The organism is Streptomyces albiflavescens (genome assembly GCF_014645835.1).
Taxonomy (GTDB): Bacteria; Actinomycetota; Actinomycetes; order Streptomycetales; family Streptomycetaceae; genus Streptomyces; species Streptomyces albiflavescens.
The window spans coordinates 54,382-73,283 of record NZ_BMMM01000019.1 but is presented as its reverse complement, the minus strand read 5'-3'; the positions used below and the strand labels follow the sequence as shown (position 1 = coordinate 73,283).

Below are 18,902 nucleotides of genomic sequence, written 5' to 3'. Positions count from 1 at the left end.
GCGGGGGCGCCGGAGCGCCGCGCACCACCGGACGACCAGGACAACGGCGCCGGGCAGGCTCGCCGCGAAGCTGAGCACTCCGTAGACCACGGCGACGGTCAGGCCCATGCTCGCGCCGAGCCCCGCGGCGCCGAACGCCCAGGCGGTGACGCCCTCCCTGGGGCCCCAGCCGCCGACGTTCAGCGGCAGCCCCATGGCCAGCAGGGCCAGCAGCGCGAGCGGCATCAACTGGGCGACGGACGCGGTGGATCCGGCGACCCGGGCGGCGAGCACGAACATGGCCAGGTGTCCGGCCAGCACCAGCACCGACGAGAGCAGCACGCCGGGCCAGCTCCCGCGGGCGAGCAGCGCGCCCCGTGCCTCGGTCAGCGCGGCGTGGACGGCTCCGTACCGTGGGGAGCGGCGGGGCGCCCGCCCTCTGCGCACGGCGCCGACGGTCACCACTCCGCACACCGAGACGGTCGCCAGAATCACCGCGAGCTGCCGGGTGTCGGCAAGCACCGGCGACGGCTGCGTGAGCAGCACCGTCGCCCCTACCGCCACCAACACCGCCTGCCCCGCGGTCCGTTCGAGGACCACAGCCCGCACTCCGCGACCCATGTCCCCGGCGCTCTGCCCATGCCGTACGGCGCGGTGCACATCGCCGAGCACCCCACCGGGCAGCGCCGCGTTCAGGAACAGCGCCCGGTAGTAGTCCGCGACGGCCGATCCCAACGGCAGCCGAATCCGCAGCCCACGGGCCACGAGACTCCACCGCCACGCGCTCAGCACCGTGGTGAGCAGCCCGAGTCCGAGCGCCGCCAGCAGCGTCACACCGTCGATCCGCCGCAGCCCGTCAAGAAAGACCCCGGTACCGAGCCGCCAGAGCAGCACACCGAGGATGACGACACCGGCGACGGTGCCGAGGTGGGTACGTATCGCGCGAGAGCCGAGCCGGGCACGCAGGCCTGCGGCGGCCCGAGTACGGGCCGGGACCGCCTCGCTGTCGACGGCGGACGGAGCGGCCGAGCTCTCGGCCCGGGCCGAGGCCGCCTCACCGCGGGCGGGAGTCGAGCCTGCGCCGTCCCGGGCGGGAGCCCGGTCTGCCGCGCTGTGAACAGGAGTCGAGGCCGCTTCGCCGCGGACCGAGGTCGACCCCGCTCCGCCGTCGGCCCAGACGGGCCCCGCCTCACCGCGAGCGGCGTCCTGGCCCACCCTGCCGCGTGCCGGAATCAGTCCGGCCTCGCCGCCGGCCCGGAGGGCGGCGGCCTCGCCGCGGCTGCGCATCGTGCCCGCCCGGGCGCCGTTCGCGGGCCTGCGGGCCCCGAACGCGCGCGCGTCCTTCGTGCGTGTACGGACGGCACCCGCGTCCGCGTCCACCGCTTCCGTCCCCGCGCTCATGCCGCACCACCTGTCGGCCCGGGCAGCGCCAGCAGATCGCTGTGGTGGACCACCACCGTCAACTCGCCCTCGGCCAACGCCGTCAGGCGGGAGCGCAGATACGTCTCCGCATGCGCCGCGAGGTCGGGCCGCTCCTCGCAGGCCGCGCCGACCCAGCCGCGCAGCCACTCCTCGGTGAGCGCGGCGTCGTCGGGGCCGAGCCGCCAAGGGCTCGGATGCACCCGTACGGTCGCGCCGTACCGGCCGAAGGCCTCGCAGGCCGTCGTGACGGCGTCGGGGCCGAGCAGCTCGCCGCGCCGCTGGTGGGCGTTGAACGCCTCGGCGAACTCGGCGTCGAGCGGATCGGCCGGCGCGAGTTCGATCCGCCCCACGACGGACAGCGTCAGCAGGGCCGGGACCCCGGCGCCGGCGCAGGCAGCCGCCAGTCGGTCGATCTCCTCGCCGGTGAGCACGTCGAGCAGCGCGGAGGCGGTCACCAGCGAGGCCCCGGCCAGGGCGTCGGCGGTCAGCCGGCCGATGTCGCCGCGCTGCGTGGTGACCATGACACGGCTGCCGTCGGCGGCCGCCGGGGGCGCACCCACCGTCGCGAAGTGCAGCAGATACGGGTCCCGGTCGTGCAGGATCCAGTGCTGGGCGCCGTCCAGCCGGGGCGCGAGCCAGCGGCCCATGGAGCCGGTTCCGCAGCCGAGATCGTGAATCACCAGGTCGCCGCCGCGCCCGGGCCGGTTCGCCAGCCCGACGCGCAACGGGTCGAGCAGTTCGGGCGCCCGCGCGCCGGCGTCAGCGCCCTCGCGCAACTGGAGCCACTGGGGCGCGTAGCGCGGCACGTCGTCGGCATCGGCCGCACCAACCCGCTGACCAGGCACGCCAGTCCTCGCAATCTTCCCGGAGTTGTCGGGCACCGCCGGACCCTGTCCGGGCACCCCCGCAGGAGTCGTCGCCGTACTCACGCCGCCCTCCGGGGTTCCCGGGGCAGTCGGCCCAGCACGCCGGCCAGGCTGCGGGCCGTCGTGGCCCAGCCGTCCAGCGCGGCACGGCGGCCCCGCGCGGCGGCCTTGAGGCGGCGTCGTACGTCGGCCTCGCCGAACCAGCCGCGCAGCTCCGCGGCGAGGGCCGCCGGATCCTCCGGCGGTACGAGGATGCCGGGCACCCCGCCGTCGGGTGCCCGCCCGACCGCCTCGGGAAGGCCGCCGACGTCCGTCGCCAGGACCGGGATCCCGCGCGCCAGGGCCTCGGTGACGGCCATGCCGTACGTCTCGGCGTACGAGGTGAGGACCATGAGGTCCGCCGCGGCGTAGCTCGCGTCGAGTTCGGCGCCGGCCTGCGGTCCGGCGAGGTGCAGACGGTCGCCGAGGCCGTGCTTCTCGATCAGGGTGCGCAGCGCGGCGACGTACGCCGGATCCTGGCCGAGTCCGCCGACGCAGACGCAGCTCCAGGGGAGATCGGTGACGGTGGCGAGGGCCTCGACCAACCGGTGCTGTCCTTTGCGCGGGGTGACCGCGGCGACGCACAGCAGCCGCGAGACGCCGTCGGTGCCGGAGGCGAGCGGCGCGATGTCGGCGCCGGGCGCGGCGACATGGACGCGGTCGGGGGCGAGCCCATGGTGGGCGACGAGCCGGCGGACCGCCCAGTCGCTGGTGGCGACGACGGCCGACACGGCCCGGAGCGTCGTGCGTTCCCGGGCGTCCAGGTCGGCGGCCACGGCGGGTGCGAGTCCCGTCTCGTCGCCGAGCGGGAGATGCACCAGGACGGCGAGGCACAGCCGTTCGGCCTCGGGGACGATGATCTCGGGGACACCGCAGGCGACGAGTCCGTCGAGCAGGACGACCGTGCCGTCCGGCAAGTCACGGAGCGTACGGGCCAGTTCCGTACGGGCGGCGGATCCGGGGCTGGGCCAGCTGCCCGCGACGGCGTGCCGGTGGACCTGCCAGCCGAAGCCGGGCAGGTCCAGGCAGAGCCGCCGGTCATAGGCGTTGCCGCCGCTCGGCGCGGCCGGGTCGTCGACGCCGCCCGGCATCACGAAGTGCACGGAGCGCAGGGACATGGGGATGATCTCGGCGTTCTTGAGAGCCGCGTTCTGTACGGGCACGTAGTTCAGGGAGGGGTGGCCCCTGTTCAGGGAAGCCTGGTCCATGGTCGTGTCGGTCACAGTGCACGCTCGTAACTCGCCCATGCGATGTGCGACTCGTGCAGCGTGACCGTGATGCCGGTGAGTCCATGGGCGCCCTCGCCGAGCGCCCCGGCGTGCACACGGTCGGCGAGGCGGTCGGCGACGACCTTGGCCAGGAACTCGGTCGAGGTGTTGGTGTCCTTGAAGTCCGGCTCGTCGTCGAGATTGCGGTAGTTCAACTCGCTCACGACGGCGCCGAGTTCCTGGGTGGCCAGACCGATGTCGACGACGATGTTGTCGTCGTCCAGCTCGGTGCGCCGAAAGGTGGCGTCCACCAGGAACGTCGCCCCGTGCAGGCGCTGCGCGGGGCCGAAGACCTCGCCACGGAAGCTGTGGGCGATCATCAGGTGATCGCGGACGGTGATGCTGAACAACGGACGACCCTCCAGGTGCGGTGCATCTGATCCCCTGCCGGGGGCACGCCGTGTAGTACGGCTGCCCCGTTCTCCTTGTTCAGCTGCCTGTTCCCCTTTCTTTGGAGTCGTTGGAGGTCAGGCAGGCTGTTGTGTGCTCAAACGTCGTCGTAGACCACGCGGTGGCACAACCCGGGTATCGATCCGGAGGTGAGCTTCGCCATCACGTCCGGCAGTTCCTCGAAGCCGCATTCGCCGGTGATCAGCGCGTCGAAGGCGGGTTCGGCGAGGAGTTCGAGGGCGAGCGCGAGCCGGTCGGCGTATGTCCTGCTGTCCCGGCGCGCCGGGGAAACGGAACCCACCTGGCTGCTGCGCACGACAAGGCGCCGGGAGTGGAAGGCCTCCCCCAGCGGCAGGCTGACGCGCCGGTCGCCGTACCAGCTCAGTTCGAGCACGGTCCCCTCCGGGCGGAGAAGTTCCAGCGACCGGGTGAGCCCCGCCTCGGTGGCGCTCGCGTGCACGACGAGGTCGCACTCACCGGCGGCGTCCTCGGGGAGCGCGAAGTCGACGCCGAGGGCGCGGGCGATGTCGCCGCGTGCCGGGTCCGCGTCGACCAACTGGACACGGACGCCCGGGAAGCGGGCGAGGAGCGCGGCGACGGAGCAGCCGACCATGCCGCCGCCCACCACGGCGATCCGGTCGCCGATCAGCGGCGCGGCGTCCCACAGGGCGTTCACCGCGGTCTCGACGGTCCCGGCGAGCACGGCGCGCGAGGCGGGCACCGAGTCCGGTACGACCGTGACGGCACTTGCCGGGACGACGTACCGCGTCTGGTGCGGATACAGGCAGAAGACGGTCCGCCCGCGCAGCGACACGGGACCTTCCTCCACTCGTCCGACGCTCAGATAGCCGTATTTGACCGGCGCGGGGAAATCCCCGTCCTGGAACGGTGCACGCATCGAAGCATGCTGACTTTCCGGAACGCCCCCGCGGAAGACGAGTGTCTCGGTGCCTCGGCTCACCCCTGAGCAGAGTGTCCGCACCAGCACCTCCCCCTCGACGGGGGCCGGAAGGGCGACTTCCCGTATCTCGCCGTGCCCGGGCGACCGGAGCCAGAAGGCGCGAGCTGTGAGTTCCATGAGCGTCCCCCTGAACGATTCAGCAGATCTTCACGTACGGAGCGGTGACAAGCCGCGCACTGTACGCGGCGTTGATCGACTCTGTCATATGGCCGGAGGATGTGCGGTGGCCCTGAACAACACTTACGACGCGAGGCTCCTGGCGCAGGAGACCATGGTGGGAGCGGGTGTGCAGCTCCTGTTGCTGGCTCTGCTGGGCACGGCGATCGGGATGGGGCCCGCGGGCTGGCTGACCGGTCTGGCCTTCGCGATCGCCACCTGGGCGGTCCTGACTCGCGCTCTGCGCCGCTCGCAGCCCCGTTCGTTCGGTCCCGCCAATCGGGTAACGCTGGGCCGGGCGATCCTGGTCGGCGGCGTCACCGCCCTGGTCGCGGACTCCTTCCAGAGTTCGCCCCCGGTCACCCTGCTGGTCGGCCTGACGGCGGTCGCCCTGATCCTCGACGGCGTCGACGGCAAGGTCGCCCGCCGCACCGGAACGTCCTCGGCGCTGGGTGCCCGCTTCGACATGGAGGTCGACGCGTTCCTGATCCTGGTGCTGAGCGTGTACGTCGCGATGTCGCTCGGTCCGTGGGTGCTGCTGATCGGCACGATGCGGTACGCCTTCGTGGTCGCCGCCCGGATGCTGCCGTGGCTGAACGCCGCGCTGCCGCCGAGCATGGCGCGCAAGACGGTCGCGGCCCTGCAGGGCATCGTGCTGCTGGTCGCGGGCGCCGGGATCCTGCCGCACGAGGCGACTGCCGGGGCCGTGCTGCTGGCCCTCGCACTGCTCGTCTGGTCGTTCGGCCGCGACATCGCATGGCTGTGGCGCCGGGGCGGCCGGAGGACCGCGGGATACGTCAGCCCGTCGTCCCTGCCGGTACCGGCGCGTTCCGAGGGTTGATCACATGCCAGTGCAGGTCGGCTCCGTTGGTGTCGCCGGGTCCGAGGTCCGCGGTGGACCGGTACAGCGGAGAGCCGTCGTACGTCACCTGGTGGGCGCCGTCGGGCCGTGTGACGGTGCCGAGCGTGCCCGCGATGCCCGGCGGCAGCCGGAGTTCGGCGCCGGGCGGGTTGAGCAGCGGCTTGTGGGTGTCCGCACAGGTGCCTGTGCAGCCGACGGTCCCGGCGCGCTCCAGGTCGTAGCGGTAGAGCGTGTGCCCCTGCGGATCGGTGAGGACACGCCCCAACGTGTCGGTGTCGGCGACATTGACGGTCAGCGGCGGGGGTTCGGGCACCGCCACCGCGGGGTGCGGCAGGCCGAAACAGGACGCGATCGCGATCGCCGCCAGTAGGGGAGCAACCCGTCGACGCATGATGTTCTCCTCTGTCCGTCGCGTGCTCGGCAAGTGATTGGGTGGGACCCTCAGTAAGTGATCTTGACGCCTCTGACCGTGTGATTGTCGGTGGAACCGCCGGTGGCGCCGCCGAACCCGAGCAGCACGTTCTGCGGCAGGGTCACCGCGGTGTCGATGACCTGGGTGCCGTCCACACTCACCAGGATGTGCCCGGCGGTCGTCACGCTCACGTCGACGACATGCGTACCGGTCCTGAGGGCGGGAATGGCCGTCGAGGTGGCGGCGTACTGGAACGGGGATCCGTTTCCGCCGGTGGCCACCCCCACGAAGTTGGCGGAGGGGTCGCCGGTGTTGCGGTACGTGTCGAGCGTGACGGCGATGCCCGGCAGCCCCGCGTAGCCGAGGCCTCCGCCTCCCCCGCCCAGCGCCTTGGGAGTCGTCTTGGAGGAGTCGAGCAGCAGGAAGGCGAGGCCGTCGGCGCCGGTGCCCCCGCCGATCTCGGCGGTGAAGGTCGCCTTCAGCCGCGCCGACGGTACGACGGTGGCCTGGACGGCGGACCCCTTGGTGTTCTGCACGGTCTTGGTGAGCGACAGGTCGGTGCCGGACAGCACGGAGGAACCGTTGTAGGTCCACCCGTTGGGCCCGGGCGGCGGCACCGCGTAGGAGGGCGCGGTGATGACCGTGTCCCGGACCGTGTGGATGTCGGTCCGTGCGCCGGTGGCGCCGGTGAACGCCAGCAGGGCGGTCGGGGGCAGCGAGGCCACCGTCGTGGTGAGCAGCTTGGCGCCGTCCATGGAGACGTTGATCGTCTTCCCGGAGACGGAGACGGAGACGGCGTGCGGGCCGGAGCGCAGGTTGGGCACGTTGGTGGTGGTCGCCGCGTAGGTGAAGGCGCCACCGCTTTCCCCGGTGGCGATGCCGACGAAGTTCGACGAGGGATCGCCCGTGTTGCGCGCGGTGTCGAAGGTGATCGCCACGCCGGGCTTCCCACGCCAGCCCAGGCCTCCGCCGTCGGGGCCCAGTGTGCTGGGGGTGGCCTTGGCCGGGTCCAGCAGGCCGAACGTGAGGCCGTCGGCGCCGGTGCCGCCGCCGATGACGGTGGTGAACGCCGCTTTGAGCCCGTCGGTGACCACCGGGACGGGGAAGATTCCCGAGCCCGCCTGGTGCGTGCCGGTCTGAGTGAGCTGGAGGTCGTTGCCGGAGAGCTGCGCGGATCCGTTGAGCTTCCAGCCACCCGCTCCGGGCGCCGGGACGGTGACCTTGCTGGGCGCGGTCCCCGTGCCGGTGAGCGTTTCGTTCTGCGGTCCACGCCCGTCGTCGGAGGTGAGTTGGTAGGTGCCGGTGACCGAGCCGAGGGCGGTCGGGGAGAAGGTGACGGACTGGTGGATCACGTCCTCCGGGCCGACGACCTGACCCTCACTCACCGGACTGGTCACGTGGAACGGCGCCGCCGGCGGCGCCGCCTTGGTGATGGTGAGGGGAATGTTGCCCGTGTTGCTGATGTCGAAGGTCTTGGTGACCGACTTCCCCACCGCGACATCGCCGAAGCTGGTGGACGTCGGTGTGATCGTCAGATGCGCCTGGCCGGTCACCGCGGTGCCGGTCAGATTCACGGTCGCGGTGCCGTTCTGCCCGGTGACCGAGAGCGTCCCGCTGTTGTCGCCGGCGGCCGTCGGGCTGTACTTCACCTGTACGGTGACGGACTGCTGAGGCTGGACGACTGTCCCATCGGCGGGCAGACCGACGGCGCTGAAGGGCGCGTTCGGCGCGCTGCTCCCCGAGATCGTCTCGGCCTCGGTGCCGGTGTTGGTGAAGCTCACGCCCAGGGTCTTGGACGTTCCGGTGGCCACGGTGCCGAAGGCGAGGGTGGACGGGGCGGCCGCGAGGCCGGGTTGAGTGCCGTAGCCGTTCAGGCCGAGCCCGAAACTGCCGGTATTGGTGGTGAAGGTCAGCACGGAACTGTCCGCGCCGCTCGTGGTCGGCGCGAACGAGACCGGCACGGAGTAGGTGTCACCGGAGTGCAGCGTGACCGGCAGACCGGTGGGCGCGGCGGAGAACCGGGTGCCCGACGGTGTGGTCACCGCCGTGATCGTGACGTCCTGGGTGGCGGTCACCTTGGCCGTGGCGTGGCCGGTGCTGCCCACGGCCACCCTGCCGAAGTCCACCGCGTTGCCCGTGAGCGCCCCGCTGGACGGGCGGCCGAAGGCGAGGATGTGGCCGTCCCGGGTGCCGACGTAGACCCGTCCCCCGTCGGTGGCGGGCACGGCGAACTTCGACGCCGTGCCGATCGGGGCCGAGAAGCGCAGTTTCAGCGTCCCGCTCGAGGGCACGGCATCGTACGCGCGGATCTGGCCGTTGGCTCCGTTGGAGCCGTCCGAGTAGATGGCCCAGACGAGGGCCGACCCCGGGGTGGTGCCCGTGGAGGTGACCACCGGCGAGCCCGAGGTATAGCCGAAGGTACCGGTGCTGGTACCGGTGTTGGTCAAAGTGGGCTGGCCCGAGCCGTTGACGCCGTACGCGAAGGCGCGCAGCGGACCCCGGCTGCCGATCGTGTACACATAGCCGCCCTCGGCGCCGTACGCGGCCGGGTGCCCCCAGACACCCTCGTACGGGCCGAAGGTGCTGACCACCGCGTCGGTGCCGCCGGGCCCCTGGCTGCGGCCGCCGAGGTTGTCCCGGTCGAGGAGGAAGAGCCGGCCGTCCTTGCCGATCTGCGCCATGAGGCGGGGGTGCTGGGTCGTGCCGAAGGTCGGACCGGGCAGGGCCACCGGTCCTCCCGAGCCGAAGTCCGTGTCGTTCTGATCCAGGATCGGGGCGTTGCTGGGGCTGAAGAAGTCCTGCGCGGACATCGTTCCGTCACTGTTGACGCCGAGCCGGACCACCGACTCGGCCAGCTGCCCCGGCGGTTGCGAGCCGGGGCCCGGTGCCGGGGAGATGCCGTTCCCGGTGGACAGGAAGATCCGGCCGGGCCCGTCTGAGACAAGACCGCCGCCGCTCATCCAGATGCCGGCCTTGCCGTTGGCGGCGGAGTCCTCGGTGGCCCACAGCGTGGTGTTGCGGGTCGTGGTGTTGACGCCGAGGACATAGCCGACGTACGGGCCGATGTCGCAGTGCGAGGCGAACGCGATGTAGATGGACCCGCCCATCAGGAGCAGGCCGGGGCGCTGGGCGGCGGTGAACGGGTTGAACGGGTGGCTGGGGTCGTTGACCGGTGCGCCCTGCACCTTCACCGGCCAGCCGCTGCGCTCGGCGCCGGTCGTGGCGTCGAGCGCGTGGACGTACCAGTTGGGGTGCTGGACATCGGCACCGTCGTTGATCTTCGCGGTGAGGTAGACCGTGTTGGTGGCCGGGTCGCGCACGGGTGTCGAGGTCACCCCGAAGTTGGGCACCAGGTCCCCGCAGCCGATCGCCGAGGCCGGCCAGGGCGCGCCCAGGTTCTTGGTCCAGTTGATCTTCCCGGACGCCGAGTCGAGCCCGTACACCTTCGCGTTCTCAGTGGCCGCGATGACCGTCTTGCCCGCCACCAACGGCTGGGCGTAGACCTGACCGTCCACCGCGGTGGAGAACTGCTGGCCGAAGTCGGAGCTCGACACCTGGGAGGGCGCCAGGCCGGGTTCGTTCTGGTCCCAGCCGGTACGGAAGCTGTCGACCGAGATCGTCGACTGGTCGGCCCGGAGCGGCGCGGCCGCGAGCGCGGGCAACGTGCCGCCGGTCCCCAGCAGCAGACAGCCCGTCAGCAGCGCGAGGAGCCGGTGCCCTGTGCGTCGTCCGCGCGTGCTGCGCATGTCTCCACCTCGGTACGTGTGTGCGCGAGGGCGGAGACCGGCCGGTCCCGCCGACGATCATCGTCGGCAGGACCGGCCGATATGTGTACGTATCCGGTCGGCGGGTGCGGCGTTGTTCACCCCGATAGGTGAAGGACGGGCGTCTTTGGTGGTCACCGGACGGCCGAGGTCAGCCGTACGTCTTGAGGAAGACCTTGACCTCGTCCCAGACGGACGGTTGTTGCAGCAGGATGTCGCTTCCATGGGCGGCGCCCGAGACCATCTTCAGCTTTTCGCCGTGGGACTTCCTCGCCAGCTTGTCGAGATCCTTGGCGTCCTGGGCGAACTGCCCGTCGCCCGCCGCGGCGAGGAAGTAGACGGGCATGGTCAGGTCCGGGACCGCCTTGGTGGCGTCCATGTCGCTGTAGAGGCCCGGACCCGAGAGCGACACCACCGCCGCGACGGCCGGCTCGATCTTCGAGGCGGCGACGAGGGAGGCGGTGCCTCCCTTCGAGGCACCCATCAGAAGGATCTTCTTCGCTCCTTCGCTCCGCAGCCGGGCCGCGGCACCCTCAATCTCCGGTACTTCGGAGGAGTTGCTGTTGACGGCGAGCACCCGGTAGCCGGCCGCGGCGAGTTCGTCGGCGGACGGGATCCAGGAGCAGACGTCGTTGTTCGACTGGTGGGACAGGACGATGCCGGTGGTGCCGGTGCCCGTCTCGTAGCCGTCAACGTCGCTGCCCTCGGTGTCCTTGAAGGTCATCGAGTGCTTGAGCTGTTTGCCCGCCAGACACCCGAAGTCGTTGGCCGTGGCCTCTGCCGTGGCCGACTTCGTCGCCCTGGCGCCGGTGTCGCCGTCACCGCAGGCCCCCAGCGCCGGCAGTCCGGCGCAGAGGAGCACCACGGCAGCCCGGGCCGATCGCCTCATACTGCCCTCCCTCACAAGAAGCCCCGCGTGGCCCCTTCATGACGCGACCCGTTCGCCCGGCGCGCTCGCGTCGGGATGAGCCAGGCCGAGGTGATCGCGCAGAGTAGTGCCCTCGTACTCCGTGCGGAAGACCCCGCGCTCCTGGAGCAGCGGGACCACGGTGTCGGCGAAGCCGTCGAGTCCCCCCGGGGTGATGTGCGGGACGAGGATGAAACCGTCGGCGGCGTCGGCCTGGACGAAGGAGTCGATGGTCTCGGCGACGGTGGCCGGGGAGCCGACGAAGGACTGCCGGTTGCCGGTCTCGATGACCAGGTCCCGGATCGACCAGTTGTTGGCCGCGGCCCGCTCCCGCCACTCCCGGGCGGTGGCCAGCGGGTCGCGGTACATGCGCACCTGTGCGCGGCCGCGCGCGATGGTGTGCTCGCCGAGGTCGGGATCGATGTCGGGGAGCGGGCCGTCCGGGTCGTACGCGGACAGGTCGCGGTTCCAGACGAACTCCAGGTGCTTGATGGCGGTGGCGCCACTGACCTGCTGTCGGCGTACCTCGCGGGCACGCTCCTGCGCCTCGGCGTCGGTGTCCGCGAGGACGAAGGTCGCGGCGGGCAGGATCAGCAGCTGATCGCGGCTGCGGCCGTGACGCGCCAGGCGGCCCTTGACGTCCGTGTAGAACGCCTGGCCTTCCGCGAGCGTGCTGTACCGGCTGAAGATCGCGTCGGCGTGGGAGGCGGCGAACTCGCGGCCCTCGTCGGAGTCGCCCGCCTGGAAGACCACCGGCCGGCCCTGTGGGCTGCGCGGGACGTTGAACTGCCCCTCGATGTCGAAGTGCTGCCCCTTGTGCACGAAGGCTCCGGCCTTCGCGTCGCGCAGGAAGGTGCCGCTCTCCTGGTCGGCGACGATCTCGTCGCCGTGCCACGAGTCGAAGAGCTCGTGAGCGGTGGTGAGGAACTCCCTGGCCCGGGAGTACCGCTCCTCCTGCGGGAGGAAGCCACCGCGTCGGAAGTTCTCACCGGTGAAGGCGTCCCAGGAGGTGACGACGTTCCACGCGGCTCGCCCGCCGGAGAGGTGGTCGAGGCTCGCGAACTGGCGGGCCACCTCGTACGGCTCGTTGAAGGTGGAGTTGATGGTGCCGGTGAGACCGAGGTGTTCGGTGACGGCGGCGAGCGCGGTGAGGATCGTGAAGGTGTCGGGCCGACCCACGACGTCCAAGTCGTAGATTTTGCCGCCCTGTTCCCGCAGCCGTAGTCCCTCGGCGAGGAACAGGAAATCGAACTTGGCGCGTTCGGCGGTCCGCGCGAAGTGCGCGAAGGAACGGAACTCGATGTGGCTGCCGGCCTTCGGGTCGCTCCATACGGTGGTGTTGTTCACGCCGGGGAAATGGGCGGCCAGATGGATCTGCTTCAGCGGCTTGCTCATGGTCGTAGGGTCCCTCCGGCTCAGACGGTGGTGGCGGCGTAGCGGTTGGCGGGGCGCGCGAGCCCCAGCAGCCCGCGCAGGGTGTCGGCCTCGTACGACTCCCGGAAGGCGCCGCGACGCTGGAGTTCGGGAACCAGGCCGCGCGTGATGGCCGGGAGGTCGTGGCCGATGACGGCGGGGCGCAGCCGGAAGCCGGACAGCCCGGCCTGTCCCAAGTTCTGGAGCAGATCGGCCAGTTGGACGGGTGTTCCGGTGAAGATCCGCGCGTCGCTGGTGTACGGGTGACCCGTGAGGGAGTCGAGACGTTCCCGGCGCGCCACCGCGACAGCGGCGTCGTCGTCCAGGAACACCACGAGGTCACCGAAGAGGTGCAGCGGCTCCGTGGCACGCCCGGCCGCGTCCTGTGCGACGCGGACCGCGGCGACGACGGCGCGTGCCTGTTCGGCGTCGTGCGGAGTGACGTATCCGAGATCGGCGGAGCGCCCCACCAGCCGGAACGGCGCGCCCGTCCCCGTCTCATGGGCCAGCGCGGTGACCAGTGGCTGGCCCTGCGGCGGGCGGGGGGTGATCGAGGGGCCCTTGACGCTGAAGTGCCTGCCCTCGAAGTCGATGTAGTGCAGCTTGTCGCGGTCGATGAAGCGGCCGGTGGTCTCGTCCCGGATCTCCGCGTCGTCCTCCCAGCTGTCCCACAGGCGGCGCACCACCTCGACGTAGTCGGCGGCCTCGTCGAAGAGCTCGACGCCCAACTCCCTGACGGACGGGCTCTCCAGGTCCTCGAAACGGAACGGGGGGACGGTACGACGGCCGAAGTGCGCGGCCTCGCTCGCGCGCGCCGACACCTGCACCCTGACGCCCGCGCGGCCGGTGCTCACATAGTCGAGGGTGGCGATCGCCTTGGAGATGTGGAAAGGCTCCGTGTGAGTGGCCACCACCGTCGGCACCAGGCCTATGTGGCTGGTCAATGGCGCGACGCGGGCCGCGATGAGGACGGCATCGAGGCGTCCGCGTACCTGGTCCGTCCGCCGGTCGGGTTCGGTGACGTGCGAGGACTGGAGCCCGAGCGCGTCCTCGATCGTCACGAAGTCGAGCAGCCCGCGCTCGGCCTCGGCGACCAGGTCGCTCCAGTAGGCGGCGGTGAGCAGCTCCCGGGGGCGGGCCACCGGATCGCGCCACGCGGCCGGATGCCAGCCGGCGCCGTCGAGCGCGACGGCGAGGTGCAGAGGGGAAGAGCTGGATGGGGACACGAGTGTGCGCCTTCCTGGAGGTCCGTACGAGATCGCCGCCCGTCCGGGAGGGTCCGGCGGCTGGGGAGCGCAGCGAAAGGGATCCCCCGGGCCAGAGGTTGGGGGAAAGTCAGGAGCGACAGAGCGCGCCGGCCACGCGCAGCAGATCGATGTGCGGCCGGGTGTGCAGGCGCACGTGGCGGCGCGGCGCGAGCTCGCTCACGGGAAGGCGGGACGTGCTGAGCATGTCCATCACCTCCACGGAGTTCGGCTTCAAGCAGGACAACGGCACGGCGCTGCCGTTTCTTCCGACCGCGGCCCAGGAGTTCGCACCAGGACGAAGTTCGTACGGTGGCGCACCCTACGAGCGCGGGTCTCCGTGACGGGGCGCGGGCGGGCGACCGGCCACCGGACTCCCCGACCGACGGCGGTGGAGTCCGGAGGGCGGAAGGTCAGGAGTTGTCGAGCGGCAGGCCGGCCGGGTTGACCTCGGCCTTGGAGACGGCCTCGTTGGAGAGGTTCCAGGCGGACAGCCACTTGGCATACTGGCCGTTCTCGATCAGGTAGTTGATCGCGTCGGCGACCGGCTTGGCCACTCCGCTGTCCTTCTTCGTGGTCGCCGCGATCAGGCCCTGCAGCGACACGCCGGCTCCGGAGAACGTGCCCGCGCTGCGCGTCGGGTTCGGCGAGGTGGCCGTCTGCGTGACGTGGTAGGCGACACCGGGGTTGGCGGCGAAGTACGCGTCGATCTTTCCGCCGGTCAGTGCCAGGTAGGTGCTGTTCTTGCTCGCGAAATGCTTGACGGTGAGCTGCTTGCCCTCCTTCTTGAGCCTGGTCTGCCATTCGAGGAGGATCTTCTCCTGATTGGTGCCGTTGTCGACGGCGACGGTCTTGCCGGCGAGGTTCTCGTAGTCGCCGTCGAAGTTCCACGTGCTCTTCTTGAGCACCTCGAAGCCGACGTTGTCCTTCCGGTAGGAGGCGAAGTCGTACTTCTTCTTGCGCTCCTCGGTGTCGGTGATGTTGGCGAAGGCCACGTCGACCTTGCCACTGTCGATGCCGACGAACATGTTCTCCCAGGTCGAGTTCTTCAGTTCCGGCTTCAGACCGAGAACCGCGGCGACCAGGCGGCCGAAGTCGGGTTCCGCTCCGGTGAGGGTCTTCTGGTCCGAGCCGATGTACGCCAGGGGCGGGAAGCCGTCCGGCAGGGCGCCGACGCCGATCTCCAGCTTGCCGCTCCTGCGCACCGACGCGGGCAGCTCGGCGCTGATCGACTTCACCTCGGAGACCTTCAACCCGGTCTGACGGGCGGCCCCGTTGGACAGCTGTCCCACGGTCACCGTGCCCGCGGTGTCGGTCGTGGCTGCGGCGTCGCTGTCGCCCCCGCAGGCCCCGAGCCCGGCGGCCAGTGAGGCAACGGCGGTCGCCGCGGTGATGCCGCGGATCAGGCTGCGTCGAGAGATGTGCGTAGGCATGGCTGTCCTTGTCGCTGGGTGAGGGTGTGACTGCGGTGACGTGGCAAGGGGGAAGGCGCCGCTCAGAGCACCTTGCTGAGGAAGTCTCGGGTCCGCTCGTGCTGTGGGTGGTCCAACACCTGGGCAGGCGGGCCCTGTTCGACGACGCGGCCACCGTCGATGAAGACGATCCGGTCGGCGACCTCGCGGGCGAAGCCGATCTCGTGGGTGACGATGACGAGGGTGGTGCCGCTGCTCGCCAGGTCCTTGATGACGGCCAGGACTTCGCCGACGAGTTCGGGGTCGAGCGCCGAGGTGGGCTCGTCGAACAGGATGATGCCGGGGCGCAGCGCGAGGGCGCGCGCGATGGCCACGCGCTGCTGCTGGCCGCCGGACAGGTGGCGCGGGTAGGCGCCGGTCTTCTCTCCCAGGCCCACGCGGCCGAGCAGTTCGCGCGCCAGCTCCTGGGCCTCGGGCTTGGTCAGCTTTCCGGTGGCCACGGGCGCGGCGGCGACGTTGTCGAGGACGGTCAGGTGCGGGAAGAGGTTGAAGTTCTGGAAGACGAAGCCGATCCGGCCGCGTTGGGTCAGGATGGCTCGCTCACCGAGTTCCTTGAGCCGGTCGCCATGCCGTCGTACGCCGATCAGCTCACCGTTGACGCTGACGTACCCGATCTCGGGCTTCTCCAGGTGGTTGATGACCCGCAGCAGTGTCGACTTGCCGGAGCCGGACGGGCCGAGGATGACGGTGACCTCGCCGGGCCGCACCGTCAGATCGACGCCGTCGAGCACCCGGTGGGCGCCGTACCACTTGTGCACGTCATGGATCTCAAGGGCGGCGGGACGCGTGTCAGGGGTCTGGACGGTGGTCATACGGCGGCCTCCTTGCGCAGCCGGGCCCGCAGACCACCGAGGCCGGTCCGCACCTTCTGCAGCGGGGTCGGCGGCAGGGTGCGCGTCGCGCCCCGGGCGAAGTGCCGCTCGACGTAGAACTGGACGATGGACACGGCGCTCGTGAGGATCAGATACCAGACGGTGGCGACCAGCAGCAGCGGCACGATGTCGCCGGGATAGGTGCTGCCCATCGTCTGCACCGAGCCGAACAGGTCGAGCAACGACACGTAGAACACCAGGGACGTGCCCTTGATCAGGCCGATCAGCTGGTTGACGTAGTTCGGGGTGATGGATCTGAGCGCCTGTGGGAAGACGATCCGGGTGAACTGATAGATCTTCGGCAGGCCCAGCGCGGCGGCCGCCTCGTGCTGGCCCTGGTCGACGGAGAGGATGCCGCCGCGGACGACCTCGGCCGCGTACGCCGCCTCGTTGAGGCTGAGGCCGATCACGGCGACCGTCATGTCGGTGGCGAGCCGCGACTCGTCGAAGCTGACGAAGGCCGGCCCGAACGGCACACCGAGGCTCAACGTCTTGTACAGGGCGCTGAAGTTGTACAGGAAGATCAGCACGACGATCAGCGGTACGGAGCGGAAGAGCCACGTGTACACCCAGCTCACCGCGCGCGGCACCGGGCTCCCGGAGAGCCTGGCGAGGGCGAGCAGGACTCCGCCCATCAGCCCCAACACCGCGCTGAGCGCGGCCACTTCGAGGGTGATGACGAGGCCGTCGAGGATGGTGGGACGCAGGAACCAGTAGCGGAAGCGGTCCCATTGGTAGAAGGGATTGGTGGCCAGGCCGTGGATGATCTGGGCGACCAGGACCAGGACGACGGCCGTGCTGATCCAGCGGCCCGGCCTGTGCAGCGGCAGCACGCGCTGGGCTGTGGGCGGCTTCGCCGGGGAGTCGGCGGGCGGTGCCTCGGCGAGGGACACGGCGGCGCCAGGGGGTTCACTCATGAGGGCTCCAGCGGGGAGGGACACCCCGGGCGCGGCGTACGCGACGGCACCGCGGCAGAGCGGGGACGGCCGCGGGAGGCGAAGAGCGGGAAGACGCCGGTACCGGGGGCTGGGCGGGCAGAGGGCACACCGCGGCGGCGGTGCGCGTCAGGGATTCAGAGAGCCGTCAGCCTTGACAGCGGGCAGAGCCCGAAGCGGTACACAGGGCGCTGTTGACGCGGAGCAGATCGACACAGCGGTTCGCGCACAGCAGTACGCAGCCGCGGGGCCGCCGTGCGGCCTTCCTCGAAGCTGCGTGCATTGCCGTCTCCGTCACTGGTCCCGCCCGTGGGCGGCTCGCGCTTACCGAAAGTCTTCCGGTCCGGTCGTCACCTGGGGCACCCCACCGCGTCGCGAGGGTTGCCGGCCAGCGAGCCAGGGCTTTTCGCTGACACTCATGACCGATCTGCGGCGTAAGTTAGGCACGCGTGGAACCCCGTGTCAACGTGTTCCGGCCTGAATGACCACGTGGTGAGACCGGGGACAGGCCTTCTTGACGGCTTCCTACGGCGCACTGACACTGGCGAGGACGGTCACGATTGTCAGCGCCTCGTCATGCGGGTTGTCCCGCGTCACGCGGTGATCGGCCCCGGCCCGCTGACAGGCAACCCTTCCACCGCGACGGGGTGCCCCGGGTGACGACCGGGTCCCGCCGGTGCGGCGGGGCAAGCGTGGTCTCGCAACTCGCGGGCCCTGGAGGCGGGACCGGTGGGAATGCCCAGGAACAACCTGACGAGACGCCTGCACATCGACTTGTTGCGGATCTCCAGCGCGTACTAGTCCGGCCGCTCCGAGCCGGTACACATGCCCGGCCGCTCCGAGCCGGTACACATGCCCGGCCCCTTCGAGCCGGTACGCGTCTCCGGCCGCATTGAGCCCGGTACACAAGCCCGGCCCCTTCGAGCCGGTACGCGTCTCCGGCCGCATTGAGCCCGGTACACAAGCGCAGTCACTCCGTTCCGCCGCTGCCGCCCAACAGACGGCCGGGGCTTCGTCGTTCCCAGGAGAGTCATGCCCAAGACCGTTTCGCGCGCCTCGAGCACAAGCAACTCGGGCACGTGCCCCACCAGCCCAGCCACCTCCCACGCGTACGCCGCAACCACGGGCACCTCGGGCGGGTGCGCCTCAGCCGCGCGCACTTCGGGCCCAGTCGCGTCCCCCGCGAGTGCCCGGCCGGGAAGCGCCGGACCGTCCGTGCCCCCTCGCTCGCACGGCATCCGGAGCCGTATCGGCGTCGGTGCCGCCGGTGGCTTCTACCCGGTGCCGCACCGCTATCAGCTGTATCTCTCCGAGGGCTGTCCGCGCTCGCTGCGCCTTTCGATCACCCTCGATCTGCTCGGCCTCCAGGACTCCGTCGCCACCACGATCCTGGCGCTCCCCGCCGAGACACCCGAGGCGTACGCCTCACTACGTGGTGCCTACGAGGCCACCTGGCACCACTACGAGGGCCCGCTGACCGCGCCCGCGCTCTGCGACCGCTGGAGCGGACGCATCGTCAGCAATCACACCCCCGACATCCTTCGCGACCTCGCGGGCCTGCCGACCTGCCACGACGGGGCATGCGTCCCGCCGCTGCATCCGCCGGCCCTCGCCGCGGACATCGACGACCTGCGCGAACTCCTCGACCGTGACGTCACCCCGGACGCACAGCCGGATGCCCGGTCGGCGACGATGGACCTGCTGAACCGTCAACTGGCCGCGCACAGCTACGCGTTGGGCGAGGAACTGACAGCCGCGGACGTGGACGTCTGGGTGGCACTCACCCACCTGGACACGACCGCCCTCCTCGCCCGGCACAGCCACCTTCGCGACTACATGCGCCGCCTCGACGAGCATCCCGCCTTCCACGACGCCCAGTCCGTACGCGCGTGACACAACCGGGCTGCGACCGGAGCCGAGCCCGCTGCGATGAACACCGC

Annotated in this window: 16 protein-coding genes, 1 pseudogene and 2 riboswitches; of the genes and pseudogenes, 3 read left to right on the top strand and 14 right to left on the bottom strand. The window is 71.0% G+C overall.

Going from position 1 to position 18,902, the window contains the following annotated elements; genetic code table 11:
- Positions 1-117: 117 nt before the first annotated feature.
- From IEY95_RS49645 to IEY95_RS38740, 5 genes and pseudogenes are all read right to left on the bottom strand, one after another.
- A pseudogene (locus IEY95_RS49645) lies at positions 118-1,266 on the bottom strand (lysylphosphatidylglycerol synthase transmembrane domain-containing protein); the annotation flags it as partial.
- Positions 1,267-1,376: 110 nt separating this feature from the next.
- On the bottom strand, positions 1,377-2,282 hold the full coding sequence (locus IEY95_RS38755) for a class I SAM-dependent methyltransferase (protein ID WP_229703657.1): 906 nt from the start codon (positions 2,280-2,282) through the stop codon (positions 1,377-1,379).
- Between the two features lie 44 nt (positions 2,283-2,326).
- Entirely contained in the window at positions 2,327-3,514 is a 1,188-nt protein-coding gene (locus IEY95_RS38750) for a glycosyltransferase family 4 protein (RefSeq protein WP_189191011.1), read from the bottom strand.
- Positions 3,515-3,525: 11 nt separating this feature from the next.
- Positions 3,526-3,924 carry a 6-pyruvoyl trahydropterin synthase family protein gene (locus tag IEY95_RS38745; protein ID WP_189190915.1) on the bottom strand — a complete coding sequence of 133 codons (399 nt, stop codon included), beginning with the start codon at positions 3,922-3,924 and terminating at the stop codon, positions 3,526-3,528.
- A gap of 137 nt (positions 3,925-4,061) precedes the next feature.
- Entirely contained in the window at positions 4,062-5,042 is a 981-nt protein-coding gene (locus tag IEY95_RS38740) for a zinc-dependent alcohol dehydrogenase (protein WP_189190914.1), read from the bottom strand.
- Positions 5,043-5,148: 106 nt separating this feature from the next.
- Here IEY95_RS38740 and IEY95_RS38735 point away from each other — a divergent pair, with 106 nt between their 5' ends.
- A complete protein-coding gene (locus IEY95_RS38735; RefSeq protein WP_189190913.1) occupies positions 5,149-5,922 on the top strand; it encodes a CDP-alcohol phosphatidyltransferase family protein in 774 nt (257 codons plus the stop codon).
- Here the strand turns inward: IEY95_RS38735 and IEY95_RS38730 are convergent.
- From IEY95_RS38730 to IEY95_RS50870, 6 genes are all read right to left on the bottom strand, one after another.
- On the bottom strand, positions 5,879-6,334 hold the full coding sequence (locus IEY95_RS38730) for a COG4315 family predicted lipoprotein (RefSeq protein ID WP_189190912.1): 456 nt from the start codon (positions 6,332-6,334) through the stop codon (positions 5,879-5,881). The two genes, IEY95_RS38735 and IEY95_RS38730, sit on opposite strands and share 44 nt — an antisense overlap.
- A 50-nt stretch (positions 6,335-6,384) precedes the next feature.
- Positions 6,385-10,101 carry an ASH domain-containing protein gene (locus tag IEY95_RS38725; protein WP_189190911.1) on the bottom strand — a complete coding sequence of 1,239 codons (3,717 nt, stop codon included), beginning with the start codon at positions 10,099-10,101 and terminating at the stop codon, positions 6,385-6,387.
- 169 nt (positions 10,102-10,270) lie between these two features.
- Positions 10,271-11,008 carry an alpha/beta hydrolase family protein gene (locus IEY95_RS38720; protein WP_189190910.1) on the bottom strand — a complete coding sequence of 246 codons (738 nt, stop codon included), beginning with the start codon at positions 11,006-11,008 and terminating at the stop codon, positions 10,271-10,273.
- Between the two features lie 36 nt (positions 11,009-11,044).
- Entirely contained in the window at positions 11,045-12,421 is a 1,377-nt protein-coding gene (locus IEY95_RS38715; protein WP_189190909.1) for an NtaA/DmoA family FMN-dependent monooxygenase, read from the bottom strand.
- Between the two features lie 20 nt (positions 12,422-12,441).
- Positions 12,442-13,665 carry an LLM class flavin-dependent oxidoreductase gene (locus IEY95_RS38710; protein ID WP_189190908.1) on the bottom strand — a complete coding sequence of 408 codons (1,224 nt, stop codon included), beginning with the start codon at positions 13,663-13,665 and terminating at the stop codon, positions 12,442-12,444.
- Positions 13,666-13,774: 109 nt separating this feature from the next.
- On the bottom strand, positions 13,775-13,891 hold the full coding sequence (locus IEY95_RS50870) for a putative leader peptide (RefSeq protein ID WP_373294633.1): 117 nt from the start codon (positions 13,889-13,891) through the stop codon (positions 13,775-13,777).
- Here IEY95_RS50870 and IEY95_RS38705 point away from each other — a divergent pair.
- Complete coding sequence (locus IEY95_RS38705) at positions 13,890-14,027, top strand: hypothetical protein (RefSeq protein WP_189191023.1); 138 nt, start codon at positions 13,890-13,892, stop codon at positions 14,025-14,027. The two genes, IEY95_RS50870 and IEY95_RS38705, sit on opposite strands and share 2 nt — an antisense overlap.
- 69 nt (positions 14,028-14,096) lie before the next feature.
- Here IEY95_RS38705 and IEY95_RS38700 read toward each other — a convergent pair whose 3' ends face one another.
- The 3 genes from IEY95_RS38700 to IEY95_RS38690 all read right to left on the bottom strand — a co-directional run bounded on the left by IEY95_RS38700 (position 14,097) and on the right by IEY95_RS38690 (position 16,944).
- On the bottom strand, positions 14,097-15,116 hold the full coding sequence (locus IEY95_RS38700; protein ID WP_189190907.1) for an ABC transporter substrate-binding protein: 1,020 nt from the start codon (positions 15,114-15,116) through the stop codon (positions 14,097-14,099).
- Between the two features lie 62 nt (positions 15,117-15,178).
- Complete coding sequence (locus tag IEY95_RS38695) at positions 15,179-15,967, bottom strand: amino acid ABC transporter ATP-binding protein (protein ID WP_189190906.1); 789 nt, start codon at positions 15,965-15,967, stop codon at positions 15,179-15,181.
- Positions 15,964-16,944: an amino acid ABC transporter permease gene (locus IEY95_RS38690; RefSeq protein WP_189190905.1), complete on the bottom strand. Its 981-nt coding sequence runs from the start codon at positions 16,942-16,944 to the stop codon at positions 15,964-15,966. The genes IEY95_RS38695 and IEY95_RS38690 overlap by 4 nt, the downstream gene beginning before the upstream one ends.
- A 333-nt stretch (positions 16,945-17,277) precedes the next feature.
- Positions 17,278-17,386: riboswitch (SAM riboswitch) on the bottom strand.
- A 167-nt stretch (positions 17,387-17,553) separates the two neighbouring features.
- Positions 17,554-17,661, top strand: a riboswitch (SAM riboswitch).
- 516 nt (positions 17,662-18,177) lie between these two features.
- Between IEY95_RS38690 and IEY95_RS38685 the strand changes: the two genes are divergently transcribed.
- Positions 18,178-18,855, top strand: a complete 678-nt coding sequence (locus IEY95_RS38685; RefSeq protein ID WP_189190904.1) for a glutathione S-transferase C-terminal domain-containing protein — start codon at positions 18,178-18,180, stop codon at positions 18,853-18,855.
- Positions 18,856-18,902: the final 47 nt, after the last annotated feature.

Bases quoted from the DNA above. Each gene is read 5' to 3' on its own strand.
- IEY95_RS38725 (WP_189190911.1), bottom strand. From the start codon at position 10,101: ATGCGCAGCACGCGCGGACGACGCACAGGGCACCGGCTCCTCGCGCTG.
- IEY95_RS38750 (WP_189191011.1), bottom strand. From the start codon at position 3,514: ATGGACCAGGCTTCCCTGAACAGGGGCCACCCCTCCCTGAACTACGTG.
- IEY95_RS38700 (WP_189190907.1), bottom strand. From the start codon at position 15,116: ATGCCTACGCACATCTCTCGACGCAGCCTGATCCGCGGCATCACCGCG.
- IEY95_RS38715 (WP_189190909.1), bottom strand. From the start codon at position 12,421: ATGAGCAAGCCGCTGAAGCAGATCCATCTGGCCGCCCATTTCCCCGGC.
- IEY95_RS38720 (WP_189190910.1), bottom strand. From the start codon at position 11,008: ATGAGGCGATCGGCCCGGGCTGCCGTGGTGCTCCTCTGCGCCGGACTG.
- IEY95_RS38705 (WP_189191023.1), top strand. From the start codon at position 13,890: ATGTCCATCACCTCCACGGAGTTCGGCTTCAAGCAGGACAACGGCACG.
- IEY95_RS50870 (WP_373294633.1), bottom strand. From the start codon at position 13,891: ATGCTCAGCACGTCCCGCCTTCCCGTGAGCGAGCTCGCGCCGCGCCGC.
- IEY95_RS38695 (WP_189190906.1), bottom strand. From the start codon at position 15,967: ATGACCACCGTCCAGACCCCTGACACGCGTCCCGCCGCCCTTGAGATC.
- IEY95_RS38740 (WP_189190914.1), bottom strand. From the start codon at position 5,042: ATGGAACTCACAGCTCGCGCCTTCTGGCTCCGGTCGCCCGGGCACGGC.
- IEY95_RS38690 (WP_189190905.1), bottom strand. From the start codon at position 16,944: ATGAGTGAACCCCCTGGCGCCGCCGTGTCCCTCGCCGAGGCACCGCCC.
- IEY95_RS38730 (WP_189190912.1), bottom strand. From the start codon at position 6,334: ATGCGTCGACGGGTTGCTCCCCTACTGGCGGCGATCGCGATCGCGTCC.